The organism is Ruegeria profundi, assembly GCF_020171505.1.
Classification (GTDB): Bacteria; Pseudomonadota; Alphaproteobacteria; order Rhodobacterales; family Rhodobacteraceae; genus Ruegeria; species Ruegeria profundi.
The window spans coordinates 69,091-92,923 of record NZ_JAIUZS010000004.1 but is presented as its reverse complement, the minus strand read 5'-3'; the positions used below and the strand labels follow the sequence as shown (position 1 = coordinate 92,923).

The window sequence follows — 23,833 nt, the reverse complement described above, 5'->3', positions numbered from 1 at the left end:
AGACAATGGAAACGACCATCCTCTTTGCCCCGCTGGTGGGTGCGCTGATATGCGGGTTCGGCTGGAAATTCATTGGCGAGAAAGCCGCCATGTGGACCGCCACCGGCCTGTTGTTCCTGGCTTGTTTGCTGTCGTGGATCGTGTTTTTCACCTTCGACGGCGTCACCCAACAGATCGAAATCATGCGCTGGATCGAGAGCGGCTCGCTTTCGACAAGCTGGGCCATTCGTCTGGATCGACTGACTGCGATCATGCTGATCGTGGTAACGACCGTTTCGGCGCTCGTGCACCTCTATTCCTTCGGGTACATGGATCACGATCCGCAATGGCGTGAGGGCGAAAGCTATAAGCCGCGTTTCTTCGCTTACCTTTCCTTCTTCACCTTTGCGATGTTGATGCTGGTGACCGCCGACAATCTGGTGCAGATGTTCTTTGGCTGGGAAGGCGTGGGTGTCGCGTCTTATCTGCTGATCGGATTCTACTATCGCAAGCCGAGCGCAAATGCCGCTGCGATGAAAGCGTTCATCGTCAACCGGGTGGGTGACTTTGGTTTTGCCTTGGGGATTTTCGCGCTGTTCTTCCTCACGGACAGCATCAATTTCTCAGACATATTTGCCTCGGCGCCGCAGTTGGCGGAAACTCAGCTTACCTTCTTGTGGTCTGAGTGGAACGCCATCGAAGTGATCTGCGTCCTGCTGTTCATCGGTGCGATGGGTAAGTCTGCACAGCTGATCCTGCACACGTGGTTGCCGGATGCGATGGAGGGCCCGACGCCTGTGTCTGCGCTGATCCACGCTGCGACCATGGTAACGGCGGGTGTGTTCCTTGTGTGCCGGATGTCACCACTGATGGAGTTTGCGCCGGGTGCGACAGGGTTTGTCACCGTACTGGGCGCAAGCACAGCCTTTTTTGCCGCGACCGTTGGGTTGGTGCAAACCGACATCAAGCGTGTCATCGCGTATTCGACCTGTTCGCAGCTTGGCTATATGTTCGTGGCCGCTGGGGTCGGGATGTACTCCGCCGCGATGTTCCATCTGTTCACGCACGCCTTCTTCAAAGCGTTGCTGTTCCTCGGCGCGGGCTCGGTTATTCATGCCATGCACCACGAACAGGAAATGACCGAGTATGGCGGGCTGCGGAAAAAAATCCCATATACCTTCTGGGCGATGATGATCGGTACGCTGGCGATCACGGGTGTAGGTATTCCGCTGACGACGATCGGTTTCGCTGGGTTCCTGTCCAAGGACGCCATCATCGAAAGCGCCTATGCAGGCGGGTCGGCCTATGGCTTCTGGTTGCTGGTCGTCGCTGCAGCGTTCACATCCTTCTATAGCTGGCGTTTGATTTTCCTGACGTTCTATGGCGAACCTCGTGGCGACAAGCATACGCATGAGCACGCGCATGAAAGCCCGATGGTCATGCTTGTGCCACTGGGTGTGCTGTCCCTTGGGGCGGTATTCGCCGGAATGATCTGGTATGGCAATTTCTTTGGCCATGCTGACAAGGTGGGCAAGTTCTACGGCATTCCGGTGGCAGAGGCGTCAGAGCATGCTGAGGCTGGCGATCACGCGGAGTCGGGCACGCATGGCGATGAAGCTCACGCGGATGAAGCTCATGGCGATGCCCATGCAGATGAGGGCCATGGTGAGAAAGACGCGCATGGCGATCACCACTACGCGTTTGTCGGCGAACCGGGTGAAGGCGCGCTTTACATGGCACCAGACAACCATGTTCTGGACGATGCGCACGCGGCTCCGAAATGGGTCAAGGTCTCGCCGTTTGTGGCGATGGTCCTCGGCTTTGCCATGGCTTACTGGTTCTACATCGTCAATCCGTCACTGCCGGGCCGTTTGGCGCAGAACCAGCGTCCTTTGTACCTGTTCCTGCTGAACAAGTGGTACTTCGACGAAATCTACAATGCGATCTTCGTCAAACCAACCGTGGCGATTGGCCGGTTCCTGTGGAAACGCGGTGATGGCAATACCATCGACGGTTTCCTGAACGGTGTCGCAATGGGTGTTGTTCCGTTCTTCACCCGCCTCGCAGGTAAGGCGCAGACGGGTTACATCTTTACTTACGCCTTCTGGATGGTTCTGGGCATCGCAGCCCTTGTCACCTGGATGTCGATTGGCGGAGGCGCACAATAATGGATAATATCCTCTCCATCGTCACCTTCATCCCCGCTGTGGCGGCCGGCATTCTGGCCCTGTTCCTGCACGGTGATGACGCGGCCGCGCAGCGCAACGCGAAGTGGGTGGCTCTTGTGGCGACCACAGTAACCTTCCTTGTTTCAATCGGGATCTACACCAGTTTCGACCCCTCAAACACCGGCTTTCAGATGGTGGAAGAAGGCGAGTGGTTGCTGGGCTTGAAATACAAGATGGGCGTGGACGGCATCAGCGTGCTGTTCGTTTTGCTGACGACCTTCATCATGCCGCTGACCATTTTGGCCAGTTGGAACGTGACCGACCGCGTCAAGGAATACATGATCGCCTTCCTGCTGCTGGAAACGCTGATGCTGGGCGTGTTTATGGCGTTGGATCTGGTGCTGTTCTACCTGTTCTTTGAGGCAGGGCTGATCCCGATGTTCCTGATCATCGGCATCTGGGGCGGCAAAGAACGCATCTATGCCAGCTTCAAGTTCTTCCTGTACACTTTCCTCGGTTCGGTGCTGATGCTTGTGGCGATGGTGGCAATGTATGCTGATGCGGGCACCACGGATATTGAGGCGCTGATGAACCATCAGTTCTCGTCTGAGGGGTTCAGCGTTCTGGGCATCTACATCGTCGGCGGCATGCAGACGCTGATGTTCTTGGCCTTCTTCGCCTCGTTTGCAGTGAAAATGCCAATGTGGCCGGTACACACCTGGTTGCCAGATGCCCACGTGCAAGCGCCGACTGCGGGTTCTGTTGTTCTGGCGGCAATCCTGTTGAAGATGGGCGGCTATGGCTTTCTTAGGTTCAGCTTGCCCATGTTCCCGGTAGGGTCGGCTGTGATGACTGATCTGGTGCTGTGGATGTCGGCGATTGCGGTTGTCTACACCTCACTGGTTGCGCTGGTGCAGGAGGATATGAAAAAGCTGATCGCATATTCCTCGGTCGCACATATGGGCTTTGTCACCATGGGCATTTTTGCGGCAAATCAGCAAGGCATTGACGGTGCGATCTTCCAGATGCTGAGCCACGGGTTCATTTCGGCGGCACTCTTCCTGTGTGTGGGCGTAATCTATGACCGGATGCACACGCGCGATATTGAGGCTTATGGCGGACTGGTCATTCGGATGCCTGCCTATGCGCTGGTCTTCATGCTGTTCACTATGGCCAATGTTGGGTTGCCGGGCACATCTGGGTTCATCGGGGAATTCCTGACCCTGATGGGCACCTTCCAGGTGAACACTTGGGTCACGGCCGTGGCCGCAACAGGTGTTATTTTCTCGGCAGCCTATGCGCTGTGGCTCTACCGTCGAGTCGTGTTTGGCGACTTGATCAAGGAAAGCCTCAAGGCGATGACAGACATGAGCTCGCGCGAGCGGCTGATCTTTGCGCCGCTGATCGTGATGACGATCCTTCTGGGCGTTTACCCGTCGCTGGTGACCGATGTGATAGGCAACTCGACCGCCGCCCTTATTTCAAACTATGATACGGCTCTGGCCGCGGCTGAGGCCGCGACCCAGACGGCCGCCTCGCAGTAGGGAGCTTTGGAGAAATGATCCAAGCTGATCTGACAATAATCCTGCCAGAGATCATTCTGGCCGTATACGCGATGGCTGCTCTGATCGGGGCCGTCTATACGACGAAAGACGCTCTGGCGCCGGTTTTGGTCTGGACAACGGCCGGGGTGATGGCGCTCTTGTCTTTCTGGATTGCAACAAATGGCGACGGCACAAATGTGGCGTTCAACGGCATGTTCGTGGATGACGGATTCTCGCGCTTTGCAAAGGTCGCGATCCTGCTGTCCGCCGCTGCGGTTTTGGTGATGAGCCAAGACTATATGGCGCGTCGCGATATGCTGCGGTTCGAATACCCGCTGCTGGTGGCTTTGGCTGCCGTGGGTATGATGATGATGGTCAGCGCGGGCGACCTGATGTCGCTGTATATGGGGCTGGAGCTTCAGTCACTGTCCCTCTACGTCGTGGCCGCTTTGCGCAGGGACAGCTTGAAATCGACCGAGGCTGGATTGAAGTACTTCGTGCTTGGGGCTCTCAGCTCGGGTCTTCTGTTGTATGGCGCGTCGCTGGTTTACGGATTTACCGGAACCACTCTGTTCTCGGGCATCATCCAGACAGTTCAGCACGGCGAGATCTCGGTCGGTCTGTTGTTCGGTCTGGTGTTCCTGATGTCTGGACTAGCCTTCAAAGTTTCGGCTGTTCCGTTCCATATGTGGACGCCAGACGTCTACCAAGGCTCGCCTACGCCGATCACCGCCTTTTTTGCCACCGCGCCTAAGGTCGCCGCCATGGCGCTGTTTGCGCGCTTATTGCATGACGCCTTTGGTGGGGTGATCGCGGATTGGCAGCAGATCATCGTGCTGCTTTCGGTACTATCGATGCTGTTGGGAGCCGTTGCTGCCATCGGTCAGCGGGACATCAAACGACTGATGGCTTTCTCGTCCATCGCTCATATGGGGTATGCTCTGATTGGTCTGGCCGCAGGGACAGAGTTGGGCGTCAAGGCGATGCTGATGTATCTGGCGATTTATGTAACCATGAACATCGGTACTTTTGCCTTCATCCTGATGATGGAGCGGGACGGCAAGCCCGTCACGGATATCGACGCATTGCGGCAATACGCTAAACGTGATCCGGGCAAAGCCTTAGCTGTGCTGATTCTGATGTTCAGCCTGGCCGGCGTGCCGCCGATGCTGGGCTTCTTCGCCAAGTTTGGCGTTTGGCAAGCTGGCGTCAGCGCGGGTCTGACCGGTTTGGTGATCGTTTCGGCAATCGCGTCGGTGATTGGTGCGTTCTACTATTTGCGTATCGTCTTTTACATGTACTTCGGTGCCGAAAACGAAGACCCAATAGAGACGCGCGCGACTCCGGTTCTTTGGGTGGCATTGATGGGGTCGGCTGCACTGATGCTGGTTGGTGTTTTCTACCAATTCGGTATCGAAGGCGCAGCAGCAGCTGCGGCGGCAACGCTTGTCAACTGACCTGTTGGACTTCCAGTCGCAGGGGGCTCGGTCGATAGACCGGGCCTTTTTGCCATGACAGGCTGGCCACAGGGATACGGCCTGCATGTCGTGCAAGAAGTCGACAGCACCTTAAACGAGGCCGCGCGGCTTGCGCCAACGGCGTCCGGCCCGGTGTGGATCATGGCACGTCACCAAACCGCTGCGCGCGGACGGCGCGGTCGGGCGTGGGTCAATCCCAAGGGAAACCTAGCCGCCACGTTGTTGATGCGGCCGCAGGGTAATCCGGGGCAGGCAGCGTTGCGCAGCTTCGTTGCGGCACTTGCGGTGTTTGATGCCTGTATCGCAGTTACAGGACGCGCTGCGGGGCTGTCTTTGAAATGGCCGAATGACGTGTTGCTGAACGGCGGCAAACTTGCAGGTATTTTGCTGGAAAGCACTGGGCAGGGCGGTGCGGTATCGCATTTGGCAATCGGAATTGGCGTGAACCTGACCGAAGCGCCGACGACCAATGTCGTTGAACAGAATGCGGTGCGCCCGGTATCGCTGCTGTCTGAGACAGGTGCGGCAGTTTCGCCCGAGGATTTTCTGACCGAATTAGCGGTGGCCTACGCGCAATATGAAACACAGTTTGCGACCCTTGGGTTCGAGCCGATCCGAACAGCCTGGCTGTCCCGGGCTGCAAGGATCGGAGAGGTGATTACCGCCCGCACGTCCACATCCAACACAGTTGGAACATTTGAAACCGTGGACTCCGACGGCAACCTTGTCTTAAAGACCGCCAAAGGCCGCGTCAGCATTCCTGCGGCGGACGTGTTTTTCTGAAGGGGGCCTAGATGCTTCTGGCAATTGATTGCGGCAATACAAACACCGTTTTCTCGATCTGGGACGGCGAGAAATTCCTATGCACGCTGCGAACTTCGACCCATCATTCTCGCACGGCGGACGCATATTTCACTTGGTATTCGACGCTGGTGAAACATTACGGGATTGATGCGAAAATAAGCGACGTAGTGATTGCATCAACTGTGCCGCGCGTGGTGTTCAACCTGCGTATCTTTGCGGACCGTTTTTTTGGCTGCCGACCGCTTGTTGTTGGTAAACCGGAATGCCTTCTACCTGTCTCACCGCGTGTGGACGAGGGAACGATCCCCGGCCCGGACCGCCTTGCCAACGCCGTGGGCGCGTTTGACCGTCATGGCGGGGACGTGGTTGTGGTCGATTTCGGAACGGCGACGAATTTCGACGTGGTGGCGTCGGACGGGGCTTATGTCGGTGGCATCATCGCACCGGGCGTGAACCTTAGCCTTGAGGCATTGCACCAAGGGGCGGCGGCGCTGCCTCATATTGACATTACCCGACCCGAAAAAGTCATTGGCACAAATACGGTTGGCTGTATCCAATCCGGCGTGTATTGGGGCTATTCCGGTTTGATCGAGGGGCTGATTGCCCGGATCAAGGCGGAATACGGAATGCCGATGAAGGTCGTCGGCACCGGTGGGCTTGCGCCTTTGTTCGATCAGGCGGATGTCGGGTTTGACGCAATCGAAGACGATCTGACGATGCACGGGCTGACCGTGATCCATCGCTACAACAAGGAAAATGGCTCGACATGAGCAGTGAACGACTGATCTATCTGCCGCTGGGTGGTGCTGGCGAAATTGGCATGAACGCGTATGTCTATGGCTATGGACAGCCAGGACAGGAACGTCTGATCCTTGTGGACCTTGGTGTGACCTTCCCGGATATGGACACAACACCGGGCGTCGACCTGATCTATGCCGACATATCATGGTTGCGCGAGAGGGCTGATCGGCTTGAAGCCGTGTTCGTAACTCACGCGCATGAGGATCACGTCGGGGCCGTGGCGCATTGTTACGAGGCGCTCGGTGCGCCGATTTACGCACGCGCCTTTACCGCGAATATCGCGCGGCGCAAGATGGAAGAGTACGGACACCCGGAAGACGCGGTGCATACGGTTTCAGCCTGGCCCGAGAACGTTACGGTTGGACCGTTTACTGTTGGCTTCCTGCCCGTGTCGCACTCGATTCCCGAAAGCGCGGCCCTGGTGATTGACACGCCCGCGGGCCGGGTTGTGCATTCGGGGGATTTTAAGCTGGATGCGAACCCTGTGGTGGGTGAACCGTTCGACCCCGAGCTTTGGGCCAGCGTTGCAAAAACCGGCGTTAAGGCGCTGATCTGTGACAGCACCAACGTGTTCTCCCCGCATGATGGCCGCTCGGAAGCGGAAGTTGGTCCGGAAATTACAAAACTGGTCGAAAGCGCCGAGGGCATGGTTGTGGCAACAACTTTTGCCTCTAACGTTGCGCGTGTGAAAACGCTGGCCGAAGCGGGCCAGCGGGCAGGGCGCTCGGTCGTTTTGTTGGGTCGCGCCATGCGGCGAATGATCGAGGCGGCGACAGAGACGGGCATACTTTCGGATTTCCCCAAAGTCATCAGCGCGGAAGAGGCCGTGGACGTACCGCGCCAGAACCTGATGCTGATCGTGACCGGCAGCCAGGGCGAACGCCGTGCCGCCAGTGCGCAATTGGCGCGGGGCAAGTATCGTGGGTTAGAGTTGAAAGAGGGCGATCTGTTTTTGTTTTCGTCCAAGACCATTCCGGGAAATGAGCGGGGGGTGATCTTTATCATCAACCAACTCAGCGAAAAGGGCGTCGATGTGGTCGATGACAGCTCGGGTCTGTATCACGTCTCTGGCCATGCGAACCGACCTGATCTTGAGAAAGTGCACGCGCTGATAGACCCGCAGGTGGTGATCCCGATGCATGGGGAACATCGCCACTTGCGCGAACACACCAAGCTGGTCGAGGCCGGCGGGCGAACGGGTGTTTTGGCGATCAACGGAACGATGGTTGACCTTACAGGCAATGCGCCCAAGGTGGTTGATTACGTCGAAACCGGTCGCACCTATCTGGACGGCACAGTTAAGATCGGTGCGCTGGACGGGGTGGTACGCGACAGAATCCGCATGGCCTTGAATGGGCATGTGACGGTGACTGTTATTCTGGATGAAGAGGATGAACCGCTGGGTGAACCGTGGTGTGACACCATGGGTCTGCCCGAAACCGGTACGTCGCGCGCCGCCCTGGTTGAGGTATTGGAGGAAGACTTGAACCAGTTCCTCATGCGCGCGGATGCCAAGACTCTGCGTGACGACGACAAGCTGGAAGAAGCCATGCGTCGCATCGTGCGTCAAACTGCCAGGGCCGAAATCGGTAAAAAGCCCGAAGTGACCACCGTCATCAGCCGAATGAAGTGACGCTTAGTCTGCGTCCGGCATCGGATGCCCTTTAAGCTGTAGGAACAGGCTTTGTTCCTCGGTATGCAGGAAGAGCGGAACGTTCGAGGGCGGCTCGGGGTTTGTAACCCGGGCCGCCACTTCGGCCAGAACGACCTCAGTTATAAACGGCAGGTCCAATTCGCGCGCCCGGTTCAATGGAACCCATTGCAGGTGGGACAGCTCATCCGAAGCGCGGCTGAAATCGTCAGGGTCCCCTTGGATTGCGTTGGCGTCGACAAGGAAAAAACGCGCATCGAAACGGCGGGGGCGACCCGGCGGAGTCACGGCGCGGAATACGAACTGAAGGTCACTGGCCGTTGGTCGGAAACCCATGCGCGCAAATTCCTGCCAATCCGCAGGAACTGATCCTTGCCAATCGCCACGCTCACCAAGAACCAATCCGGTTTCCTCCCACAATTCGCGGATCGCCGCTGCGGCCAAAGCGTTCTGCAAACCGGGCGCGGATCGTTCGTCCAGCCTTTCGCTGCATAGTGCGGGCAGGGGGGCGACCAACGGGACAGAGCTGTCTGCGGTGTCGACCGCGCCACCGGGAAACACAAACTTGTTGGGCATGAAAACAGCTTTCGCGCCGCGCTGTCCCATTAGTATCGAGGGGTTCGTCAGTCGATCGCGCAGAACTATGACCGTTGCCGCATCCCGTATCGCGGATTTATCCTCTGTCATGCGCTGTGCGATCTCGTGAACAAGGTCATTGCTCTTTTTCGAAACCGTGCATGCGGCGTGCCCATTGATAGGCAACGACGGCGCCTTTCAGACGGGGCAGCAAAAACAGCGACAGTGCCGTACAGCCGATCGCAAAGATCAAGAACATGGTCAGCGGTTGCGGGCGAAATTCAACGTATGTGACGTGCAAAGCGGGCGCCAGCAGGTGACCAACGACCAGAATGGTCAAATAAGCCGGGCCGTCATCCGCCCTGTGGTGAAACAACTCCTGTCCGCAATGGCCGCAGTTGTCCTGAACCTTCAAATAGCCCCGCAGAACCTTGCCTTTGCCGCATTTCGGGCAACGGCCCCGGAAGCCGTTGACAAGTGCGGGCCACGTCGGGCGGTCATTCTCGGTCGTGGTTTCGATCGTCTGGTCTGTCATTTTGAAACTCGCGCTTTCACTTGCGCGCGATACTGCTCTGGTTTTGCCTCACAGAAAAGGGGGGTGCGTCGCTTTGTGACGCGAAGCCGCGGCAACGCTTCAACAAAATTTTCGAACAAATTTCGACGGAACCGGTGCAACGGTGCGTTTAGACTTTTGTAGGCGGCGGCAAAGGGCCGCAAAACAAAGGGAAAACGACATGAACAGCGCCAAATTCATTCCGGCCATTCTGATCGCGGCTGTTGCCGTTACCGGCACATCGCTTTTGGCAGCCGGATCAACTATTCGTGAACCTGTGAACTTTCAGGAATTGGATGCCAACGGCGACGGCCAACTGACGCTGGAAGAAATGGAAGCCCATCGCGTGCAGCGATTCTCTCAGTCTGACACTAATGGCGACGGGCAGTTGAGCATTGATGAGGCGCAGGCGTCAGCTCAGCAACGCGCCAATGATCGTGTGGCAAAGATGTTTGAAAGGCATGACGCCAATCAGGATGGTTTTCTGAGTCAGGACGAGTTGCCCAAGCCGCGCCGCGCTGGCAAGATGTTTGACCGTATCGACGCGGATAACAGCGGGACGATCTCAGAGCAGGAATTTGCCGATGCAAAAGCGCGGATGGGCCGGAAGCACCGCAAAGGCGGCAACGCAGACGCTGACGATAGCTGATGAAGGATGGAGGATCTGACCTCCGCACCACAGGCTGTTCGTGGCGCCGACGGCGCTGCGGACACTTCGGACGACGCGTTGTTGCGGCAATTTGCAGACGGTGATGCGGTGGCCGCGCGTGTGCTGACCGATCGGTTGGGGCCACGGTGTTTCTCGGTTGCGATGCGGATGTTGGGCAACCGGGCCGAGGCTGAAGACGTTACGCAGGATGCCATGATGCGGCTTTGGAGAATGGCACCAAACTGGGTGGGTGGACAGGCCAAAGTGACCACATGGCTTTACCGTGTCACTTTGAACCTATGTGTAGATATGCAGCGCAGGAAGCGGCCTGACCGTCTGGACGATGTCCCCGAACCCGAGGATGAAGACCCAAGCGCTGTTGAAAGACTCCAGGAGGCAGCACGTAAAGATGCTTTGCAGGTGGCGTTGTCACAATTGCCAGACCGCCAGAGGCAAGCGGTTATCTTGCGGCATATCGAAGAACTGCCCAATCCCGAAATCGCTGGGATCATGGGCATTTCAACAGAAGCGGTGGAAAGTCTGACTGCGCGCGGAAAACGCGCTTTGGCGGCAATACTGGCCGGACGGCAGGATGAACTGGGGTACGAAGATGGCTGAAGACGAGATGGACCTTGATCAATTGTTAGCCAAGGCGCGGCAAACCCGACCTGATCTGCCCGATGATCTGGCCGTGCGCATCGTGACGGATGCCGAGACGGTACGCCTTGACCGTCTGAAACCTGCGTCGTCGTCCCGGCGTTCGGTCTGGGTACGCATGCTGGACGGGATTGGCGGCTGGCAGAGCATGGGCGGTCTGGTCGCGGCCAGTGCGGTTGGCGTCTGGATCGGCTGGTCCGCGCCTGATTTCTTGCCCGATCCGGCTGCGATCATCTATCCGCAGGAAAACAGCTTTGTGGTCGCTGACCTCGGGCTGGATGCAACATTTCTGGAGGACGCCGAATGAGCGATCAATCCAAGCCCAAAAGGCGGTGGGTGACGATCCTGCTATTTGTTTCGCTGGCGCTGAATCTATTGGTCGTCGGGGTCGCTTTGGGCACTGCCTACCGTTTCAAAGGGGATAGCCACGGCAAGGCGCCCCCCGGCTTTGGACCAGCGCTGTACCGGGCCTTGCCAAAAGAGGAACGCAAAGCTTTGCGCGGCGAACTGTATGAACGGCATATCCAAGGCGCGAAAATGCGGTCTCAGGGTTTTACGGCGCTTCAGACAGCTCTGCGTGCCGAACCCTTTGATCCAGTACCTCTAAATACATTGCTCGATCAACAGGCGCAGGCCATGGCCGAATTGCAAACTGCCCTTCAGGAAGAATGGTTAGAGCGCATAACTGCCATGACCGGCACAGAACGAAAGGCGTATGCAGACAGGTTGCAAAAGGTGATCAAACGTAAAACGCATCGGCGCAAACCATCGGAGTGATTGAGTTAGGCCGCGCTTGGCAGTACCCGGACCTGATTTCGCCCCGCTGACTTGGCAGCGTAAAGCGCTGTGTCGGCCGATTTGATCAATCCATTCAGCCGTTGAGACTGATGCGAGTATGTCGACACGTTGGGTTGGGCCGCGATCAACCCAATACTGATCGTAACCGGGATCGGGGCAGCAGAGTCCGGAAGATCAAACGGCTTTTCCCGGATGCAGGCACACAGGTTTCCTGCCAGATCCAGCGCCTTTGCCTGGGTGGTGTTGGACAAGCCTATCATGAATTCCTCGCCACCTATCCGTGCAATGAACCCTGCTGAGCCCAGCGTTTGCTGCATTCGTGTCGCAGCTTCGGCCAGCACCATGTCTCCTTCTGTATGGCCGAACTTGTCGTTGATTGTCTTGAAGTGATCAAGATCGGCCAGCATTATGGCAAAGCCCTTGCCGGACCGTGCGGCCTTGCGCGCGATCTGATCAATTGCGCGCATGGCATACCGACGGTTGTGCAAACCGGTTAGCGGATCAACCCAGGACTCGACCAAGCCCTGCTTTAACGAGGCGCGCATCTGGTCCAGCCGGGCCTTGCGCGCGATCTGGCTTTCTAGCCGCAACACCGTTTCATCCGCGCAGAAGGGGCCCATGCAAATCACATCAGCACCCCGGTCAAGCGCGTCTGATGCCAGATGTGCATTTTCTTCCTCAAGAACTCCGACCAGAACCGTGTGCCGTGTGGTGCTACGCGATTTCAGATCGGCCAGCAGTTTAAGGCCCGACGGGCCCGCGCTGACTTCGAACACAATGGCATCCGGCACGGGACCCGACAAAACAGCCTGAAGGTTCGATGTAGTATGTGCTGACAGACTGTATCGTGTCCGTTTCGACAGGGCATTCTGCCAAAGGGCGCTGGTGCGCGGCCTTTGTGTCAGAATGGCCACGCGGGCCGTTTTCGCGGGTGAAATGAACGCAGCACTGGATTCTGCAAAACCGATCGGGTGCGAGCTGTTTTCTACCTGTAGTTCTTGCGTCTCGGCCCGTGCGCGCAACAGGCTGCGCACCCGTGCCAACAGAAACGTATCCTTGAACGGATGCACCAAAACGTCATCCAACCCGTCTGACAGCGCCTTTAGCCGTGCGGCCTTGTCATTTTGCGGAGCGATGGCAACCACCGGAACATCCACCAGATCAGGGTCCGCCAGCACCAGCTTTTTCACATCCGCAGCCGAACCATCCGGCAGGGTCTGAGATGTCAGCACCAGATCCGGCTTGGTGCGCCGCAATAGCCCTGCAAGGCCCTGTAGCTTTTCACCTTGTACCACGTGATACCACGCCGCAGTCAGCTGAACCTTCAGCATGATGCGATTGGTTGAGGTCCCGTCTAGGACAAGGATTGTTCCCTGCACGGACATATCAGTCACCATTGATTGCATGCGTTGCCAAAGTGTTTATGAGTCTGGTTAACAAACCCTTTCCAACACCTGATCTCTGGCCACTTTATGTCAATATCTGCCCAATCCGCTGAAACACTGGCGCTAAATGTCCTCGGTTGGCTGGTCGGCAATGATGAGTTGCTGCCGGTTTTCCTTGGTTCAACCGGCGCATCGGCGCAAGACTTGCGAGACAGGGCGTCCGAGCCCGAGTTTCTGGGATCAGTGCTTGAGTTTCTCATGCTTGACGATTCGTGGGTGATTTCTTTCTGTGACGCGAATTCCGTGTCGTATGACCTGCCCGGTCAGGCGCGTACCGTTTTGTCGGGTGGTGCCGAGATCCACTGGACCTGAAAATGCCTTGCAGGAGCAAATAATGCCCATTGACGCGATCCTTTTCGACAAGGACGGAACCCTGTTTGACTTCGCGGACACTTGGGGTGCGTTCGGGCGGAATATGGTGCTGCGCCTTGCGCAGGGGGATCACGGACGCGCGGCCCAGCTTGGGCGGGCTATCGGCTTTGATTTGGAACAGGTGTCCTATGCCAAGGATAGCGTTGTGATCGCGGGAACAATTGATGAAATCGCCGAGGTTCTGGCCCCGCATTTGCCCAATATGCCGCTGTCAGACCTCATTGATGTGCTGAACGTCGAATCGGCCTCGGCGCCGCAGGCGCAAGCTGTCCCGTTGGTTCCTTTTTTTAAGGACCTCCGGCAGGCCGGTTTGAAACTGGGTGTGGCGACCAATGATGGTGAAATGCCTGCGTTGCGGCATCTGGAGTCGGTGGGCATTCGCGACTTTTTCGACTTTGTTGCAGGATATGACAGCGGGCACGGATACAAGCCCGGCCCCGGGCAGTTGCTTGCGTTTTCCGCGCATGTTGACGTGACCCCCGAGCGCGTCGCCATGGTCGGCGACAGCTTGCATGATCTGCAAGCAGGGCGCGCGGCGGGGATGACCACAGTCGCTGTTCTGACCGGAATGGCGCCGGCCGAGGTGTTGGCCCCTTGGGCGGACGTAGTTTTGCCTGATATCGGCCACATACCCGACTGGCTGGCACGAATCTGATCGCAATCGCGTTAATTTCGCCGCTTCAGGATAAGAAACCGACATAGTCTGTCGCAGACAGAGCGGCCAGACGCCTGCTTCGGGGATTGCATGTAAAAACGCAAGCTCCGGAGGATAACATGGCTGATACAAAAACTCGCAGACGTCGTGGAGGCGGACGCGCCGGAGCTGCTGAGCGCAGGGGCAGTGCAGTGATTGACCAGATGCCGTGGAACCCTCCGGTTAATATCGACAGACCGACAGAGCCGCTGGACCAGGACGGAATCGACGCGATTCATGAAGGTGCGATGCGTATCCTCGAAGAGATCGGGATCGAATTCTACAACGAAGAAGCGAAGGGAATTCTTCGGGAAGCGGGCTGTACTGTCCAGGGCGACAATGTCCGTATGGGTCGAGACTTCGTCATGGAGATGGTGCGGAAGGCCCCGTCAAGCTTTACGATCACGCCGCGCAATGTGGATCGCACGATTGAAATTGGCGGCAAGAACATGGTGTTCGGCAACGTTTCTTCTCCGCCGAATTACTGGGACATGGAGATTGGCACCAAGGTCCCCGGAAACCGGGAGATGTGCCGCAACCTGTTGAAACTTACTCAGTATTTCAACTGCATACACTTTGCAGGCGGCTATCCGGTCGAGCCGGTCGACATTCACGCAAGCGTGCGACACCTGGATGTTCTCTATGACAAGCTGACGTTGACCGACAAAGCCATGCATGCCTATTCGCTTGGTAAGGAACGCGTCGAAGACGTCATGGAGATGGTCCGCATCGCAGGTGGTTTAACCCACGAAGAGTTCGAGGCGACACCGCGGATGTACACCAACATCAACTCTACCTCGCCGTTGAAACATGACCAACCGATGATCGACGGGTGCTTGCGGTTGGCGCGACGCGGACAGGCGATTGTGGTCACTCCGTTCACGTTGGCAGGCGCGATGGCGCCAGTTACTATGGCCGGAGCTGTTGCGCAATCGCTGGCCGAGGCGCTGTGCGCGATTGCGTTGTTCCAATATGTACGCCCCGGAATTCCTTGCGTAATCGGCACGTTCACGTCGAATGTCGATATGAAATCAGGGGCACCGGCGTTTGGTACACCGGAATACATGCGCTCGACCCAGATGACAGGGCAGATGGCACGGTATTACGGGCTGCCGATGCGATCTTCTGGTGTGTGTGCAGCCAACGTGCCCGACGGCCAAGCAGTGTGGGAGACGTCGAATTCCTTGTGGGCAGCCGTTCAGTCAAGGACGAACATGGTGTATCACGCGGCGGGCTGGCTTGAGGGTGGTCTAATCGCAAGCCCAGAGAAATTCATCATGGATTGTGAAGTTCTGCAGCAAATTCAACGCTATATGCAGCCAGAAATCACAGCAACCGGGCCAGACGAAATCGCGCTTGATGCCATTCGTTCAGTTGGAAACGATGGGCATTTCTTTGGTATTCAGCACACGCAGGATCGTTACACCACGGCGTTCTACCAACCTTTCCTCAGTGACTGGAAAAACTATGAGGGTTGGAACGTCGCTGGCGGTATCTGGACAGCGGAACGCGCGCATCACATGTTTAAGGAAATCATTACCAGTTTCGATCCGCCTGCCATGGATGAGGCCATCCGCGAGGAGCTGGCTGATTTCGTGGCCAGACGCAAGGCCGAAGGTGGAGCACCGACAGATTTCTAGTTGAAAGCCAAAGGCTTCAGCTGCGAATCTCATTCAGATTTTCTGTATCTGATGGCGCGTGTTGTGTATTTGTTAAGAACTCTGAGCCCAGAATGAGGAAGAAATTATTCTGGGGCAACTGATGCATGGTCTGATCAATCGTGCGGTGCAGTCTTTTGTGTGCGCGACATATGGGTATTCATGCTGGTTGCGCGTGACCGAGGCGGCCGAGCTTGGCTTTGTCGAGTTCGAAGCCATGCTTGTATACGACGACGATATGACCCAACGGGTGTTGGATTACCTGTGTGCCGATCTAAGGCGCCCACGTTCCGAAATACTTGAGGATTTGGGAACTTATCTGGTCTCTCACCCAAATATGGAGGGATTGCGGCGTCTGCTGCGGTTTGGCGGCGTCACATATGTGGAATTCCTGCATTCGCTTGACGATTTATCCGACCGGGCCCGGCTGGCTGTCTCTGACCTTCACCTGCCCGCGCTGGAATTGGTTGAGGTGAGTCCAGCAGAATATCAGTTGTTCTGCCATCCAGGTTTGGCCGGGTACTCCAGTGTAATGGTCGGAATCCTTCGGGCCATGGCAGACGATTACGGAGCTTTGGTCATGCTGTCCCACGCCGACCAAGAACAGGAGGTCGATGTTATTTCAGTTGTTCTTATTGAAAGTGCATTTGCTGAAGGGCGCCAATTTGAGCTGGGGGGCCGCAAGTCATGATGGGTACTGACGACCTTGCAGCCCTGCTCGAAACGCTGTGTCCAATGTTTGTTTTGGTGGGGGCGGACGGTCAGATTAGCCGTGTAGGACCTACCTTGCAAAAGCTGCGGCCCGACCAACCAATGGCGGGGAGAGAGTTTCTGGAGGTCTTCGAACTTATCCGCCCGCGTGATGTTGCAAGCCTGTCAACTCTTTTGGCATCTGCTGGAGCAAAGCTGCATCTAAAGATGCGTGAAACGCCGCGTACCGCACTAAAGGGGCTGATCGCCCCACTTCCGGATGGAAAGGGTGCAGTTATCAATCTGTCCTTCGGAATCTCGATCCTGGATGCGGTGCGCGATTATGCCCTGACCAGCGCCGACTTTTCCGGTACCGATCTGGCGATCGAACTGCTGTATCTGGTTGAGGCCAAATCTGCCGCGATGGAGGCGTCGCGATCGTTGAACCTGCGGCTTCAAGGCGCAATGCTGGCGGCCGAGGAGCAGGCCGTTACCGACATGTTGACAGGGTTAAAAAACCGGCGCGCTATGGATGGAACGCTTGGGCAACTGATAACAGGACACTTACCCTTTGCCTTGATGCATCTGGACCTGGATTTTTTCAAATCCGTCAATGATCAGTTTGGGCACGCCGCAGGGGACCACGTGTTGCAACAAGCCGCCCGGATCATGGTTGAAGAAACCCGCAACGGGGATACGGTGGCGCGTATCGGTGGGGATGAGTTTGTCATTATCTTTCCTGGACTATCGGATGAAGATATTCTCTCGGCGATTGCGACGCGCCTGATCGACCGGTTGCAGGCGCCGTTTTTGTTCGAGGGGAACACGTGCCATATTTCAGCAAGCATCGGTATTGCTTTGTCCAGTCAGCTAAAGCCTCCGACAGCGGCCGAGATTTTGAATGCCGCGGATTTGGCGCTGTATGAAGCGAAAAGAACGGGCAGGTCCCGGCACTGTTTGTATTCAGTGGTCGCTGGGCGTCAGAACGGCAACGCGGAACACGGTGTTGCTTCGCAATTGTGAGCCAGACTTACGTCAAGGGTTTCGTAAACCTTCGAACACACGGGACAACCTAAAGCCGATGTGGCGCTTGATCCGGGGCAACTCGCCAACAACCGGCATGACTTGACCTTTGAAATCCGCTGCCGCCAGTTCTTGCGGGACGTCTTCAAGTACATGACCGCCCCTGCATGCAAAAAACGGCAAACACAAGGATTGGGGGGGCAGACCAGTAGCGGCTGTGGCAATGGATGGAGGTTCCTCGACAAAGCCGGGCCGGATCGACCTGAAGGTAAGCTTGCGACCCAGATCGTCGGCAAATGCCCGCGCAACAGCAGAAGGGTTGCGGCTGCGGCCAGAGCCATGTGCCGCCAGAACCAAATCCGTGTCCTGAGCGTTCCATTGGTTTTCGTGCAACTTTTCCTGCAACGCGTCTGCAACCAAATCAGGCAGGTCGGGATCAACACCCAGTGGATCAAGAATGCGCAGGTCGCGACCGGCAAGCCGTTTGGGCAGCGCGCTGGTGACAAACCATCCTTTCGCCATGAACAGCGGATAGATCACCGTGTCATCGGGCAGTTCGGATACGCGTTGCTCGAACGCTCCGGGCGCTGCAAGTGTCGCCGACGTAACAGCCACACCGTCGCAAAGGGCGTCTACCTCGGCGGCATAGGCCGCTAACGCATGCTCGGCTGGGTCCGGGTCTGAGGGTTGACCATGGGCGACTATAATGGCGTTGGGCATTTGAAACGGTCCTGTGTGCTTTCCCGATAGGTGTTTCTTGACACTCTGAAGTCAATCCAAACTGGTCTGTCTCACCCCAAAAGTGTCAGCCAGAACCAGACCGTAAGGATAGAAACCCCCGTTCCGATCAAAACCGACGACGCAGCAACCCGTTTGGCCCGGCCATACAGGCTGGCAAAGATATAGGCGTTAAATCCCGGTGCCATCGCGGCATTCAAAACGCCCGAGCGGAACAGGTCTTGCGGCAGACCCGTCGTTTTCCCGAAGGCCCACATGAGGCTTGGATGCAGCATCAGTGAGATCGCACAGACATAGGCAATTGTGCGCAGATCGCCTTCGGGCTTGTATTTGACCAGAACACCCCCCAAGGCGAACAAAGCACCGGGCAGGGCTGCCCGGGTTATGAGCCCAAGCGCGTCGTCCAGAACCACAGGTACACCGATCCCCGAAAGATTGACGATGAACCCAAGTGCGATCCCTAAGATCAAAGCGTTGCGGAACATCGCGGACAGGACCGACCGAACCATCCGCGTGCCGCCATTGCCGCGGTTCCGGATGATTTCCATGACCGTTATACCGACGCCATAGCAAAACGGGGCATGGAAGGCGATGATTGCATAATTGCCGTCCAGATTCTCGGGTCCGTAGGCGCGCTCGGTAATCGGCAGACCCAGTAGGACCGAGTTAGAAAACAGGCAGCAAAAGCCGATGGCGACGCAATCTTCCCAATCGCGACGAAAAATCAGGCGCGCCCCGAATAGTCCGGCGGTAAAGCACAGCGCAGCGGCCGAGTAAAAACTGCCCAGCAAGCGAGGATCAAAACTGGCGCTGAGGTCCAGATGCGAGATCGCCAGAAATAGTAGACACGGAATCGCGAAGCCTTGGGTGAACTTCATTATCCCGTCGATGTGGATTTCCTTGAAATACCCGAAATACGTTGCGATGTAGCCGGCGCCGATCACAAGAAAAACCGGCAGGATGACTTCGATCAGGCTTTGCAGCATCTTGCCACCCTTGATGATTTTGCGGGCCGCGCCCGCAGCGCATTACAATGTCTGGTGGATCACCATGCCATCATAGGCGGGGGTGATGTAATCGGCGGTTTCAGCATCGACCGTGGCATAGTCAAGATCGATATGCATATTGGTCAACACGGCGCGTTTGGGTTTGAGTTGCTCAATCCACCCAAGTGTCTTTTCCAGATGCGCATGCGTGGGGTGGGGTGAGCGGCGCAGGGCGTCGATGATCAGGCAATCCAGCCCCGACAGCAGTGGCCAAGCTTCGTCATAGATCTCGGCCACATCCGGCAGATAGACCAGCTTTCCAAGACGGAACCCCAGCGAGTCAATCGAGCCGTGATTGACCTTAAAAGGGTGAAAGGGAATCTGTCCCCCGGGGCCGTTGATCTCGAACGGGCCGTCGATGGACTTCAGGTCCAGAATAGGCGGATAGGGGGAGCCTTCAGGCTGGATAAACGCGTACCCGAACCGTCCCAGCAACGCGTTCTGAGTATCGCCATCGGCCCATACCGGCACCCGTTCGCGCATGTTGAACACGATCATCCGCAGGTCGTCGATACCGTGGACGTGGTCGGCATGCGAATGCGTGTAGACAACACCGTCAAGCCGCCCGGTACCGGAGCTAAGCAACTGGCTGCGCATATCCGGCGAGGTGTCGATTAGAACCGAAGTCGTACCTTCGGGCCCGTCGCGTTCCACCAGCATTGAACAGCGCTGGCGGATGTTGCGGGGGTTGTTCGGGTTACAATCACCCCATTGCCCGCCCAGGCGCGGTACACCGCCGGATGAGCCACAGCCGAGAATGGTGCAGCGCAATTCGGTCATGCAGCCGCCTTGTACGCTGCTGCTTTCGTAAACAGCCGGTCGAAATTGAACTGCGTTTGGGCGGCGAAGTCGGCGTAATCCATGCCGAACACCTCGGCCCCTTTGCGGGCGGTATGCGCGGTATAAGCCGGTTCGTTTCGCTTTCCGCGATAGGGCGGCGGGGCCAGATAGGGGGCGTCGGTTTCCACCAGAACCCGGTCAACCGGGGCCATGGCAAAGATATCGCGCAGTCCCTGGCTTTTGGGAAAGGCCGCAATACCGGACATCGACAAGTAAAATCCCAGATCCAGCGCTGCTTTGGCCAGTTCCGCCGAAGATGAGAAGCAATGCATTACACAAGTGTAGGGCGCGTTGCGGTATTCCTCAGTCAAGATGCGCGCCATGTCCTCGTCCGCCGCGCGGGCGTGGATGATGAGCGGCAGGCCCGTGCGCTGGGCGGCCTCAATATGGATGCGCAGGGATTGCTTTTGCAGATCAGCGCTTTCGGCCGTGTAGTGATAGTCCAGCCCGGTCTCACCGATGCCCACAAACTTTGGGTGTTGGGACAGGGCAACAAGGTCGTCGACCGTTGCCATTGGCTCATCCGCCGCGCTCATCGGGTGCGTGCCCGCAGCGTAAAAGACGGGCGCGTGCGCCTCGGCAATTGCGCGCACGCTTGGTTCGTTGCGTAGGCGGGTGCAGATCGTAACCATGCGTGTAACACCAGCCTCGGCGGCATTGGCGATAATCTGGTCCAACTGCCCCTCAAAATCCGGGAAGTCCAGATGGCAATGGCTGTCGGTAATTTGGGGAGTGTCGCTCATCTGCTCTGACCGGCGGTTTCCTGTATCTTGAACACCGTATCTAGGACCAGGGCGGCGGGGTCAAGGTTGACTGCCTGACCGTGACGTGCGCGGGCAGTGATTGTCGCTGCGACCTCGGCCCATTGCCGGGCTTGCTGTGGGGAACTGGACAATCGTGCAAGCGTTTCCGCCTCATTTGGCGCAGCTTCCGGTGACGGAGGGGCGCCGGTCGCCCCCGTCAGGGCAAGACGGGACAGCGCCACGTCGATCAGCGATAGCAACAGCTCGAACCGGTCAGCGGCCCCGCGCTGGGCGGCGGCTTCGGCCAAGGCAAGCGCGCGCTGGCGATCCATGCGGGGGAGGGTGCCCAGAATACCAATCAATTCAGCGTAAATCTGCAGGCCGCCCAAGTTTATCAACCGTACCGCATCCCCCACGGACCCTGCAGCAAGAGCGGCAAGGTGTTCGGTTTGGGCAGGCAATTCCGCACCGGTCTGTTTTAGGGCCGCCTGCATGTCTTCGGACCCGAGCGGGGAAAGCCGCAATGTTCGGCAGCGTGAGCGGATGGTCGGCAACAGGCGGGATGGCTGGTGTGAGACCAGCAGCAATGTCGTGCGCGCTGGGGGTTCTTCGAGCATTTTCAGCAGGGCATTGGCCGCGCTGACATTCATCTCATCCGCTGCGTCAACGATGACAACGCGCCGGCCGCCATCTGCCGAGGACAGGCCAAAGAACTTGCCAAGCTTGCGAATGTCGTCGACCACGATTTCGTTCCGCAGCCGCCCCTGATCATTCAAAGAACGTGTGATAGCCGCAAGGCCCGGTTCAGCACCTGCCTGGATACGGTGTGCAACAGGGTGGTCTGCATCGATCTCAAGCGTCTCGGGCGGCGGTGGCGCACCAAACAGCCCGTCATCCTCAACCGGAGGCGTGGCAAGCAGAAACCGCGCGATACGCCAAGCCAATGTGGCTTTGCCCACACCGTGCGGGCCAGTCAACAGCCAGCCATGGTGCAATCGATCCGAGGTGTAAGCATCCAGAAAGGCTCTTTCTGCCGCAGACTGCCCAAACAGGTGCTGGGTTTCACGCGGGTGGGGGGCTCCGGGAGCCTGATCCGGGGTTGGGATATCGTCGCTCATCTATAGTTCTGTCAAAAAGCTTTCAGAACGATATCTGTCACATCCTGTGCAACACTGTCCATGTCCCGGTTGCCGTCAATCACCCGAAAACGGTCTGGGAACTCATCTGCCAGCGCCAGAAACCCATCCCGCATCTTTTGTTGCAAGTCGAGCCCGAAGTCCTCGAACCGTTCTTCCGTGCCCTGTCGCCCCTTGGCACGTGCCAATCCGGTTTGAGGGTCCATGTCGATCAAAATCGTGAGGTCGGGTTCGCGCCGTATCATCAGGGCATGCAACTGGTCCACCAGAGCGCGCAGATTCCCACGCGACATGCCCTGATACATACGCGTGCTGTCGGCAAAACGGTCACAAATCACCACTTTGCCCGCAGCAAGCGCTGGTTCGATGGTGCGCTCAAGATGATCGCGCCGTGCCGCTGTAAACAGCAACAATTCGGTCTCGGCCGACCAGCGATCAGGGTCGCCCTCCAGAACCAGACGCCGGATTTCCTCTGCCCCCGCCGATCCGCCAGGTTCGCGCGTCAAAACAACCTCGTGGCCCATGTCGCGCAGGCGATCTGCAAGCATACTTGCCTGCGAGGACTTACCTGATCCATCGATGCCTTCGAAGGTCAGAAACAACCCGGATTTTGTCACAATGCGTCCAGAGGATTGCCGATCACGTCGGACAGAACGATACCACCCACCGTCATCATGCGCACCACGAACCCTCCGGCCGGAACGCTTTCCGCAGCCACCAGTGGACGTCGGATTTCTGGCAATCCTTCGGGGTTGATCACAAGTTCAGCCAGTTTCTGACCCTTTTCCACTGGGGCATTGACAGGGCCATCATAGACCACTTCGGCCTCGATGCTCTTGTCGCCTAGAACCGGGAACAACAGCGAAAGGTCTTCTTCCGGTACCAAACCCACCGTCTTTTGGGCACCCATCCAGATCTTGGCTTCGGCTATTGGCGTGTCGGCGTTGGCAACTGTCCTCTCGACAAAATTTCGAAACGACCAGTTAACCACGGCCTCAGCCTCCTCTGCCCGTACGCGGGTGCTGTCCAGACCGGTGAGCACAAAGATTACCCTGCGATCCCCCTGCTTGGCAGAACCGACAAGGCCATAGCCAGCCTCTTGCGTATGGCCGGTTTTCAGGCCGTCAGCCCCGATCCCAAGTCGCAACAACGGGTTTCGGTTGCGTTTGTTTGAAGGCGCGCGACCATCGAATTCAAACTCTTCCTCTGCGAACAGAGGATAGTATTCCGGGAAGTCCGATATCAGCCGGTCCGCCAGAACGGCAAGGTCGTGGACCGACATCATATGCCCGGCGGCAGGCCAGCCGTTCGAATTGGCAAAGTTCGAATTGTCCATACCCATTTGCTGGGCGCGCTGAGTCATGTAGCGGGCAAACCCGGCTTCGGTTCCGTCAGGGCTGAGCGCTTCGGCGATCACGACGCAGGCATCGTTGCCCGACAAGACAATGATACCACGCAAAAGATCTTCGACTGTGACGCGATCCTGCGTATTCAGGAACATCGTCGAGCCACCATAGCTCATCGCGTGTTCGGATACCGGCAGCGTTTCGTTAAGCGTCAGCCGACCATCGCGCAGCGCCTCAAACGCTACGTAAAGCGTCATCAACTTGGACATCGACGCAGGAGGCAGCGGCTGGTCAGCTTCTTTCGACAACAAAACCGTACCGGTAGTCTGGTCCATTACGTAGGCTGCACGAGCTGTTGTATCAAAGGCATAGGCGGGCAGGGCACACAGGGCCAGCCCGAGGGTCAAAACAGATGATCGCAGTGAGGACAACACTGGAGCCTCC

Annotated in this window: 25 protein-coding genes; 15 read left to right on the top strand and 10 right to left on the bottom strand. The window is 57.4% G+C overall.

The features are described 5' to 3' along the window. The first annotated feature begins 5 nt into the window (after positions 1 to 5). From nuoL to LCM21_RS10740, 6 genes are read left to right on the top strand one after another with little or no spacing between them, the layout of a single operon-like run. The gene (nuoL, locus tag LCM21_RS10765; protein WP_224890621.1) at positions 6 to 2,147 is read left to right on the top strand and encodes an NADH-quinone oxidoreductase subunit L; all 2,142 of its coding nucleotides are present in this window, start codon (positions 6 to 8) and stop codon (positions 2,145 to 2,147) included. Next, a complete protein-coding gene (locus LCM21_RS10760) occupies positions 2,147 to 3,691 on the top strand; it encodes an NADH-quinone oxidoreductase subunit M (RefSeq protein ID WP_224890620.1) in 1,545 nt (514 codons plus the stop codon). The genes nuoL and LCM21_RS10760 overlap by 1 nt, the downstream gene beginning before the upstream one ends. Before the next feature lie 14 nt (positions 3,692 to 3,705). Continuing rightward, entirely contained in the window at positions 3,706 to 5,148 is a 1,443-nt protein-coding gene (gene nuoN, locus LCM21_RS10755) for an NADH-quinone oxidoreductase subunit NuoN (protein ID WP_224890619.1), read from the top strand. A gap of 54 nt (positions 5,149 to 5,202) precedes the next feature. After that, positions 5,203 to 5,952: a biotin--[acetyl-CoA-carboxylase] ligase gene (locus LCM21_RS10750; protein WP_224890618.1), complete on the top strand. Its 750-nt coding sequence runs from the start codon at positions 5,203 to 5,205 to the stop codon at positions 5,950 to 5,952. 11 nt (positions 5,953 to 5,963) lie between these two features. Continuing rightward, positions 5,964 to 6,743, top strand: a complete 780-nt coding sequence (locus LCM21_RS10745; protein ID WP_224890617.1) for a type III pantothenate kinase — start codon at positions 5,964 to 5,966, stop codon at positions 6,741 to 6,743. Beyond that, positions 6,740 to 8,407: a ribonuclease J gene (locus LCM21_RS10740; protein ID WP_224890616.1), complete on the top strand. Its 1,668-nt coding sequence runs from the start codon at positions 6,740 to 6,742 to the stop codon at positions 8,405 to 8,407. Before LCM21_RS10745 ends, LCM21_RS10740 begins: the two co-directional genes overlap by 4 nt. Before the next feature lie 3 nt (positions 8,408 to 8,410). Here the strand turns inward: LCM21_RS10740 and LCM21_RS10735 are convergent, their stop codons facing one another. Then, positions 8,411 to 9,112 (bottom strand): NUDIX hydrolase, encoded by a 702-nt coding sequence (locus tag LCM21_RS10735; RefSeq protein ID WP_224890615.1) that lies wholly within the window; start codon positions 9,110 to 9,112, stop codon positions 8,411 to 8,413. A 25-nt stretch (positions 9,113 to 9,137) separates the two neighbouring features. Next, entirely contained in the window at positions 9,138 to 9,536 is a 399-nt protein-coding gene (locus LCM21_RS10730; RefSeq protein WP_224890614.1) for a DUF983 domain-containing protein, read from the bottom strand. A gap of 199 nt (positions 9,537 to 9,735) precedes the next feature. Here LCM21_RS10730 and LCM21_RS10725 point away from each other — a divergent pair, with 199 nt between their 5' ends. The 4 genes from LCM21_RS10725 to LCM21_RS10710 are packed head-to-tail and all read left to right on the top strand — an operon-like array spanning position 9,736 to position 11,637. Next, positions 9,736 to 10,203 carry an EF-hand domain-containing protein gene (locus LCM21_RS10725; RefSeq protein ID WP_224890613.1) on the top strand — a complete coding sequence of 156 codons (468 nt, stop codon included), beginning with the start codon at positions 9,736 to 9,738 and terminating at the stop codon, positions 10,201 to 10,203. Positions 10,204 to 10,209: 6 nt separating this feature from the next. Continuing rightward, positions 10,210 to 10,821 carry an RNA polymerase sigma factor gene (locus LCM21_RS10720; RefSeq protein WP_224890612.1) on the top strand — a complete coding sequence of 204 codons (612 nt, stop codon included), beginning with the start codon at positions 10,210 to 10,212 and terminating at the stop codon, positions 10,819 to 10,821. Further along, on the top strand, positions 10,814 to 11,167 hold the full coding sequence (locus LCM21_RS10715) for a hypothetical protein (RefSeq protein WP_224890611.1): 354 nt from the start codon (positions 10,814 to 10,816) through the stop codon (positions 11,165 to 11,167). The genes LCM21_RS10720 and LCM21_RS10715 overlap by 8 nt, the downstream gene beginning before the upstream one ends. Beyond that, a complete protein-coding gene (locus LCM21_RS10710) occupies positions 11,164 to 11,637 on the top strand; it encodes a periplasmic heavy metal sensor (protein ID WP_224890610.1) in 474 nt (157 codons plus the stop codon). The genes LCM21_RS10715 and LCM21_RS10710 overlap by 4 nt, the downstream gene beginning before the upstream one ends. A gap of 5 nt (positions 11,638 to 11,642) precedes the next feature. On the opposite strand, the gene LCM21_RS10705 is transcribed toward LCM21_RS10710, so the two are convergent. After that, complete coding sequence (locus LCM21_RS10705) at positions 11,643 to 13,043, bottom strand: diguanylate cyclase (RefSeq protein WP_224890609.1); 1,401 nt, start codon at positions 13,041 to 13,043, stop codon at positions 11,643 to 11,645. 87 nt (positions 13,044 to 13,130) lie between these two features. On the opposite strand from LCM21_RS10705, the gene LCM21_RS10700 reads away from it, so the two are divergent. The 5 genes from LCM21_RS10700 to LCM21_RS10680 all read left to right on the top strand — a co-directional run bounded on the left by LCM21_RS10700 (position 13,131) and on the right by LCM21_RS10680 (position 17,540). Continuing rightward, positions 13,131 to 13,415 (top strand): DUF3572 domain-containing protein, encoded by a 285-nt coding sequence (locus tag LCM21_RS10700; RefSeq protein WP_224890608.1) that lies wholly within the window; start codon positions 13,131 to 13,133, stop codon positions 13,413 to 13,415. Between the two features lie 22 nt (positions 13,416 to 13,437). Further along, on the top strand, positions 13,438 to 14,130 hold the full coding sequence (locus tag LCM21_RS10695; protein ID WP_224890607.1) for an HAD family hydrolase: 693 nt from the start codon (positions 13,438 to 13,440) through the stop codon (positions 14,128 to 14,130). Between the two features lie 119 nt (positions 14,131 to 14,249). Further along, on the top strand, positions 14,250 to 15,809 hold the full coding sequence (locus LCM21_RS10690) for a trimethylamine methyltransferase family protein (RefSeq protein ID WP_068335491.1): 1,560 nt from the start codon (positions 14,250 to 14,252) through the stop codon (positions 15,807 to 15,809). A gap of 121 nt (positions 15,810 to 15,930) precedes the next feature. Continuing rightward, on the top strand, positions 15,931 to 16,518 hold the full coding sequence (locus LCM21_RS10685; RefSeq protein ID WP_068335488.1) for a heme NO-binding domain-containing protein: 588 nt from the start codon (positions 15,931 to 15,933) through the stop codon (positions 16,516 to 16,518). Continuing rightward, positions 16,515 to 17,540, top strand: a complete 1,026-nt coding sequence (locus LCM21_RS10680; protein ID WP_224890606.1) for a GGDEF domain-containing protein — start codon at positions 16,515 to 16,517, stop codon at positions 17,538 to 17,540. The genes LCM21_RS10685 and LCM21_RS10680 overlap by 4 nt, the downstream gene beginning before the upstream one ends. Positions 17,541 to 17,552: 12 nt before the next feature. Here the strand turns inward: LCM21_RS10680 and LCM21_RS10675 are convergent, their stop codons facing one another. From LCM21_RS10675 to LCM21_RS10645, 7 genes are all read right to left on the bottom strand, one after another. Next, the gene (locus tag LCM21_RS10675) at positions 17,553 to 18,260 is read right to left on the bottom strand and encodes a CbiX/SirB N-terminal domain-containing protein (protein ID WP_224890605.1); all 708 of its coding nucleotides are present in this window, start codon (positions 18,258 to 18,260) and stop codon (positions 17,553 to 17,555) included. A 71-nt stretch (positions 18,261 to 18,331) separates the two neighbouring features. Next, positions 18,332 to 19,264, bottom strand: coding sequence for an AEC family transporter (locus tag LCM21_RS10670; protein ID WP_224890604.1), 933 nt, complete (start codon positions 19,262 to 19,264; stop codon positions 18,332 to 18,334). A 42-nt stretch (positions 19,265 to 19,306) separates the two neighbouring features. Further along, complete coding sequence (locus LCM21_RS10665; RefSeq protein WP_224890603.1) at positions 19,307 to 20,104, bottom strand: MBL fold metallo-hydrolase; 798 nt, start codon at positions 20,102 to 20,104, stop codon at positions 19,307 to 19,309. Next, a complete protein-coding gene (locus LCM21_RS10660; RefSeq protein WP_224890602.1) occupies positions 20,101 to 20,907 on the bottom strand; it encodes a TatD family hydrolase in 807 nt (268 codons plus the stop codon). Before LCM21_RS10660 ends, LCM21_RS10665 begins: the two co-directional genes overlap by 4 nt. Next, positions 20,904 to 22,025, bottom strand: coding sequence for a DNA polymerase III subunit delta' (locus LCM21_RS10655; RefSeq protein ID WP_224890601.1), 1,122 nt, complete (start codon positions 22,023 to 22,025; stop codon positions 20,904 to 20,906). Before LCM21_RS10655 ends, LCM21_RS10660 begins: the two co-directional genes overlap by 4 nt. Before the next feature lie 11 nt (positions 22,026 to 22,036). Beyond that, entirely contained in the window at positions 22,037 to 22,660 is a 624-nt protein-coding gene (gene tmk, locus LCM21_RS10650) for a dTMP kinase (protein WP_224890600.1), read from the bottom strand. After that, the gene (locus LCM21_RS10645; RefSeq protein WP_224890599.1) at positions 22,657 to 23,823 is read right to left on the bottom strand and encodes a D-alanyl-D-alanine carboxypeptidase family protein; all 1,167 of its coding nucleotides are present in this window, start codon (positions 23,821 to 23,823) and stop codon (positions 22,657 to 22,659) included. The genes tmk and LCM21_RS10645 overlap by 4 nt, the downstream gene beginning before the upstream one ends. Positions 23,824 to 23,833 lie beyond the last annotated feature (10 nt).

Coding starts and splice junctions, on each gene's coding strand:
- LCM21_RS10710 (WP_224890610.1), top strand. CDS start 11,164: ATGAGCGATCAATCCAAGCCCAAAAGGCGGTGGGTGACGATCCTGCTA.
- LCM21_RS10735 (WP_224890615.1), bottom strand. CDS start 9,112: ATGACAGAGGATAAATCCGCGATACGGGATGCGGCAACGGTCATAGTT.
- LCM21_RS10655 (WP_224890601.1), bottom strand. CDS start 22,025: ATGAGCGACGATATCCCAACCCCGGATCAGGCTCCCGGAGCCCCCCAC.
- nuoL (WP_224890621.1), top strand. CDS start 6: ATGGAAACGACCATCCTCTTTGCCCCGCTGGTGGGTGCGCTGATATGC.
- LCM21_RS10720 (WP_224890612.1), top strand. CDS start 10,210: ATGGAGGATCTGACCTCCGCACCACAGGCTGTTCGTGGCGCCGACGGC.
- LCM21_RS10715 (WP_224890611.1), top strand. CDS start 10,814: ATGGCTGAAGACGAGATGGACCTTGATCAATTGTTAGCCAAGGCGCGG.
- LCM21_RS10690 (WP_068335491.1), top strand. CDS start 14,250: ATGGCTGATACAAAAACTCGCAGACGTCGTGGAGGCGGACGCGCCGGA.
- nuoN (WP_224890619.1), top strand. CDS start 3,706: ATGATCCAAGCTGATCTGACAATAATCCTGCCAGAGATCATTCTGGCC.
- LCM21_RS10725 (WP_224890613.1), top strand. CDS start 9,736: ATGAACAGCGCCAAATTCATTCCGGCCATTCTGATCGCGGCTGTTGCC.
- LCM21_RS10700 (WP_224890608.1), top strand. CDS start 13,131: ATGTCAATATCTGCCCAATCCGCTGAAACACTGGCGCTAAATGTCCTC.
- LCM21_RS10675 (WP_224890605.1), bottom strand. CDS start 18,260: ATGCCCAACGCCATTATAGTCGCCCATGGTCAACCCTCAGACCCGGAC.
- LCM21_RS10660 (WP_224890602.1), bottom strand. CDS start 20,907: ATGAGCGACACTCCCCAAATTACCGACAGCCATTGCCATCTGGACTTC.
- LCM21_RS10740 (WP_224890616.1), top strand. CDS start 6,740: ATGAGCAGTGAACGACTGATCTATCTGCCGCTGGGTGGTGCTGGCGAA.
- LCM21_RS10695 (WP_224890607.1), top strand. CDS start 13,438: ATGCCCATTGACGCGATCCTTTTCGACAAGGACGGAACCCTGTTTGAC.
- LCM21_RS10665 (WP_224890603.1), bottom strand. CDS start 20,104: ATGACCGAATTGCGCTGCACCATTCTCGGCTGTGGCTCATCCGGCGGT.
- LCM21_RS10730 (WP_224890614.1), bottom strand. CDS start 9,536: ATGACAGACCAGACGATCGAAACCACGACCGAGAATGACCGCCCGACG.
- LCM21_RS10670 (WP_224890604.1), bottom strand. CDS start 19,264: ATGCTGCAAAGCCTGATCGAAGTCATCCTGCCGGTTTTTCTTGTGATC.
- LCM21_RS10680 (WP_224890606.1), top strand. CDS start 16,515: ATGATGGGTACTGACGACCTTGCAGCCCTGCTCGAAACGCTGTGTCCA.
- LCM21_RS10705 (WP_224890609.1), bottom strand. CDS start 13,043: ATGTCCGTGCAGGGAACAATCCTTGTCCTAGACGGGACCTCAACCAAT.
- LCM21_RS10750 (WP_224890618.1), top strand. CDS start 5,203: ATGACAGGCTGGCCACAGGGATACGGCCTGCATGTCGTGCAAGAAGTC.
- LCM21_RS10760 (WP_224890620.1), top strand. CDS start 2,147: ATGGATAATATCCTCTCCATCGTCACCTTCATCCCCGCTGTGGCGGCC.
- LCM21_RS10685 (WP_068335488.1), top strand. CDS start 15,931: ATGCATGGTCTGATCAATCGTGCGGTGCAGTCTTTTGTGTGCGCGACA.
- LCM21_RS10745 (WP_224890617.1), top strand. CDS start 5,964: ATGCTTCTGGCAATTGATTGCGGCAATACAAACACCGTTTTCTCGATC.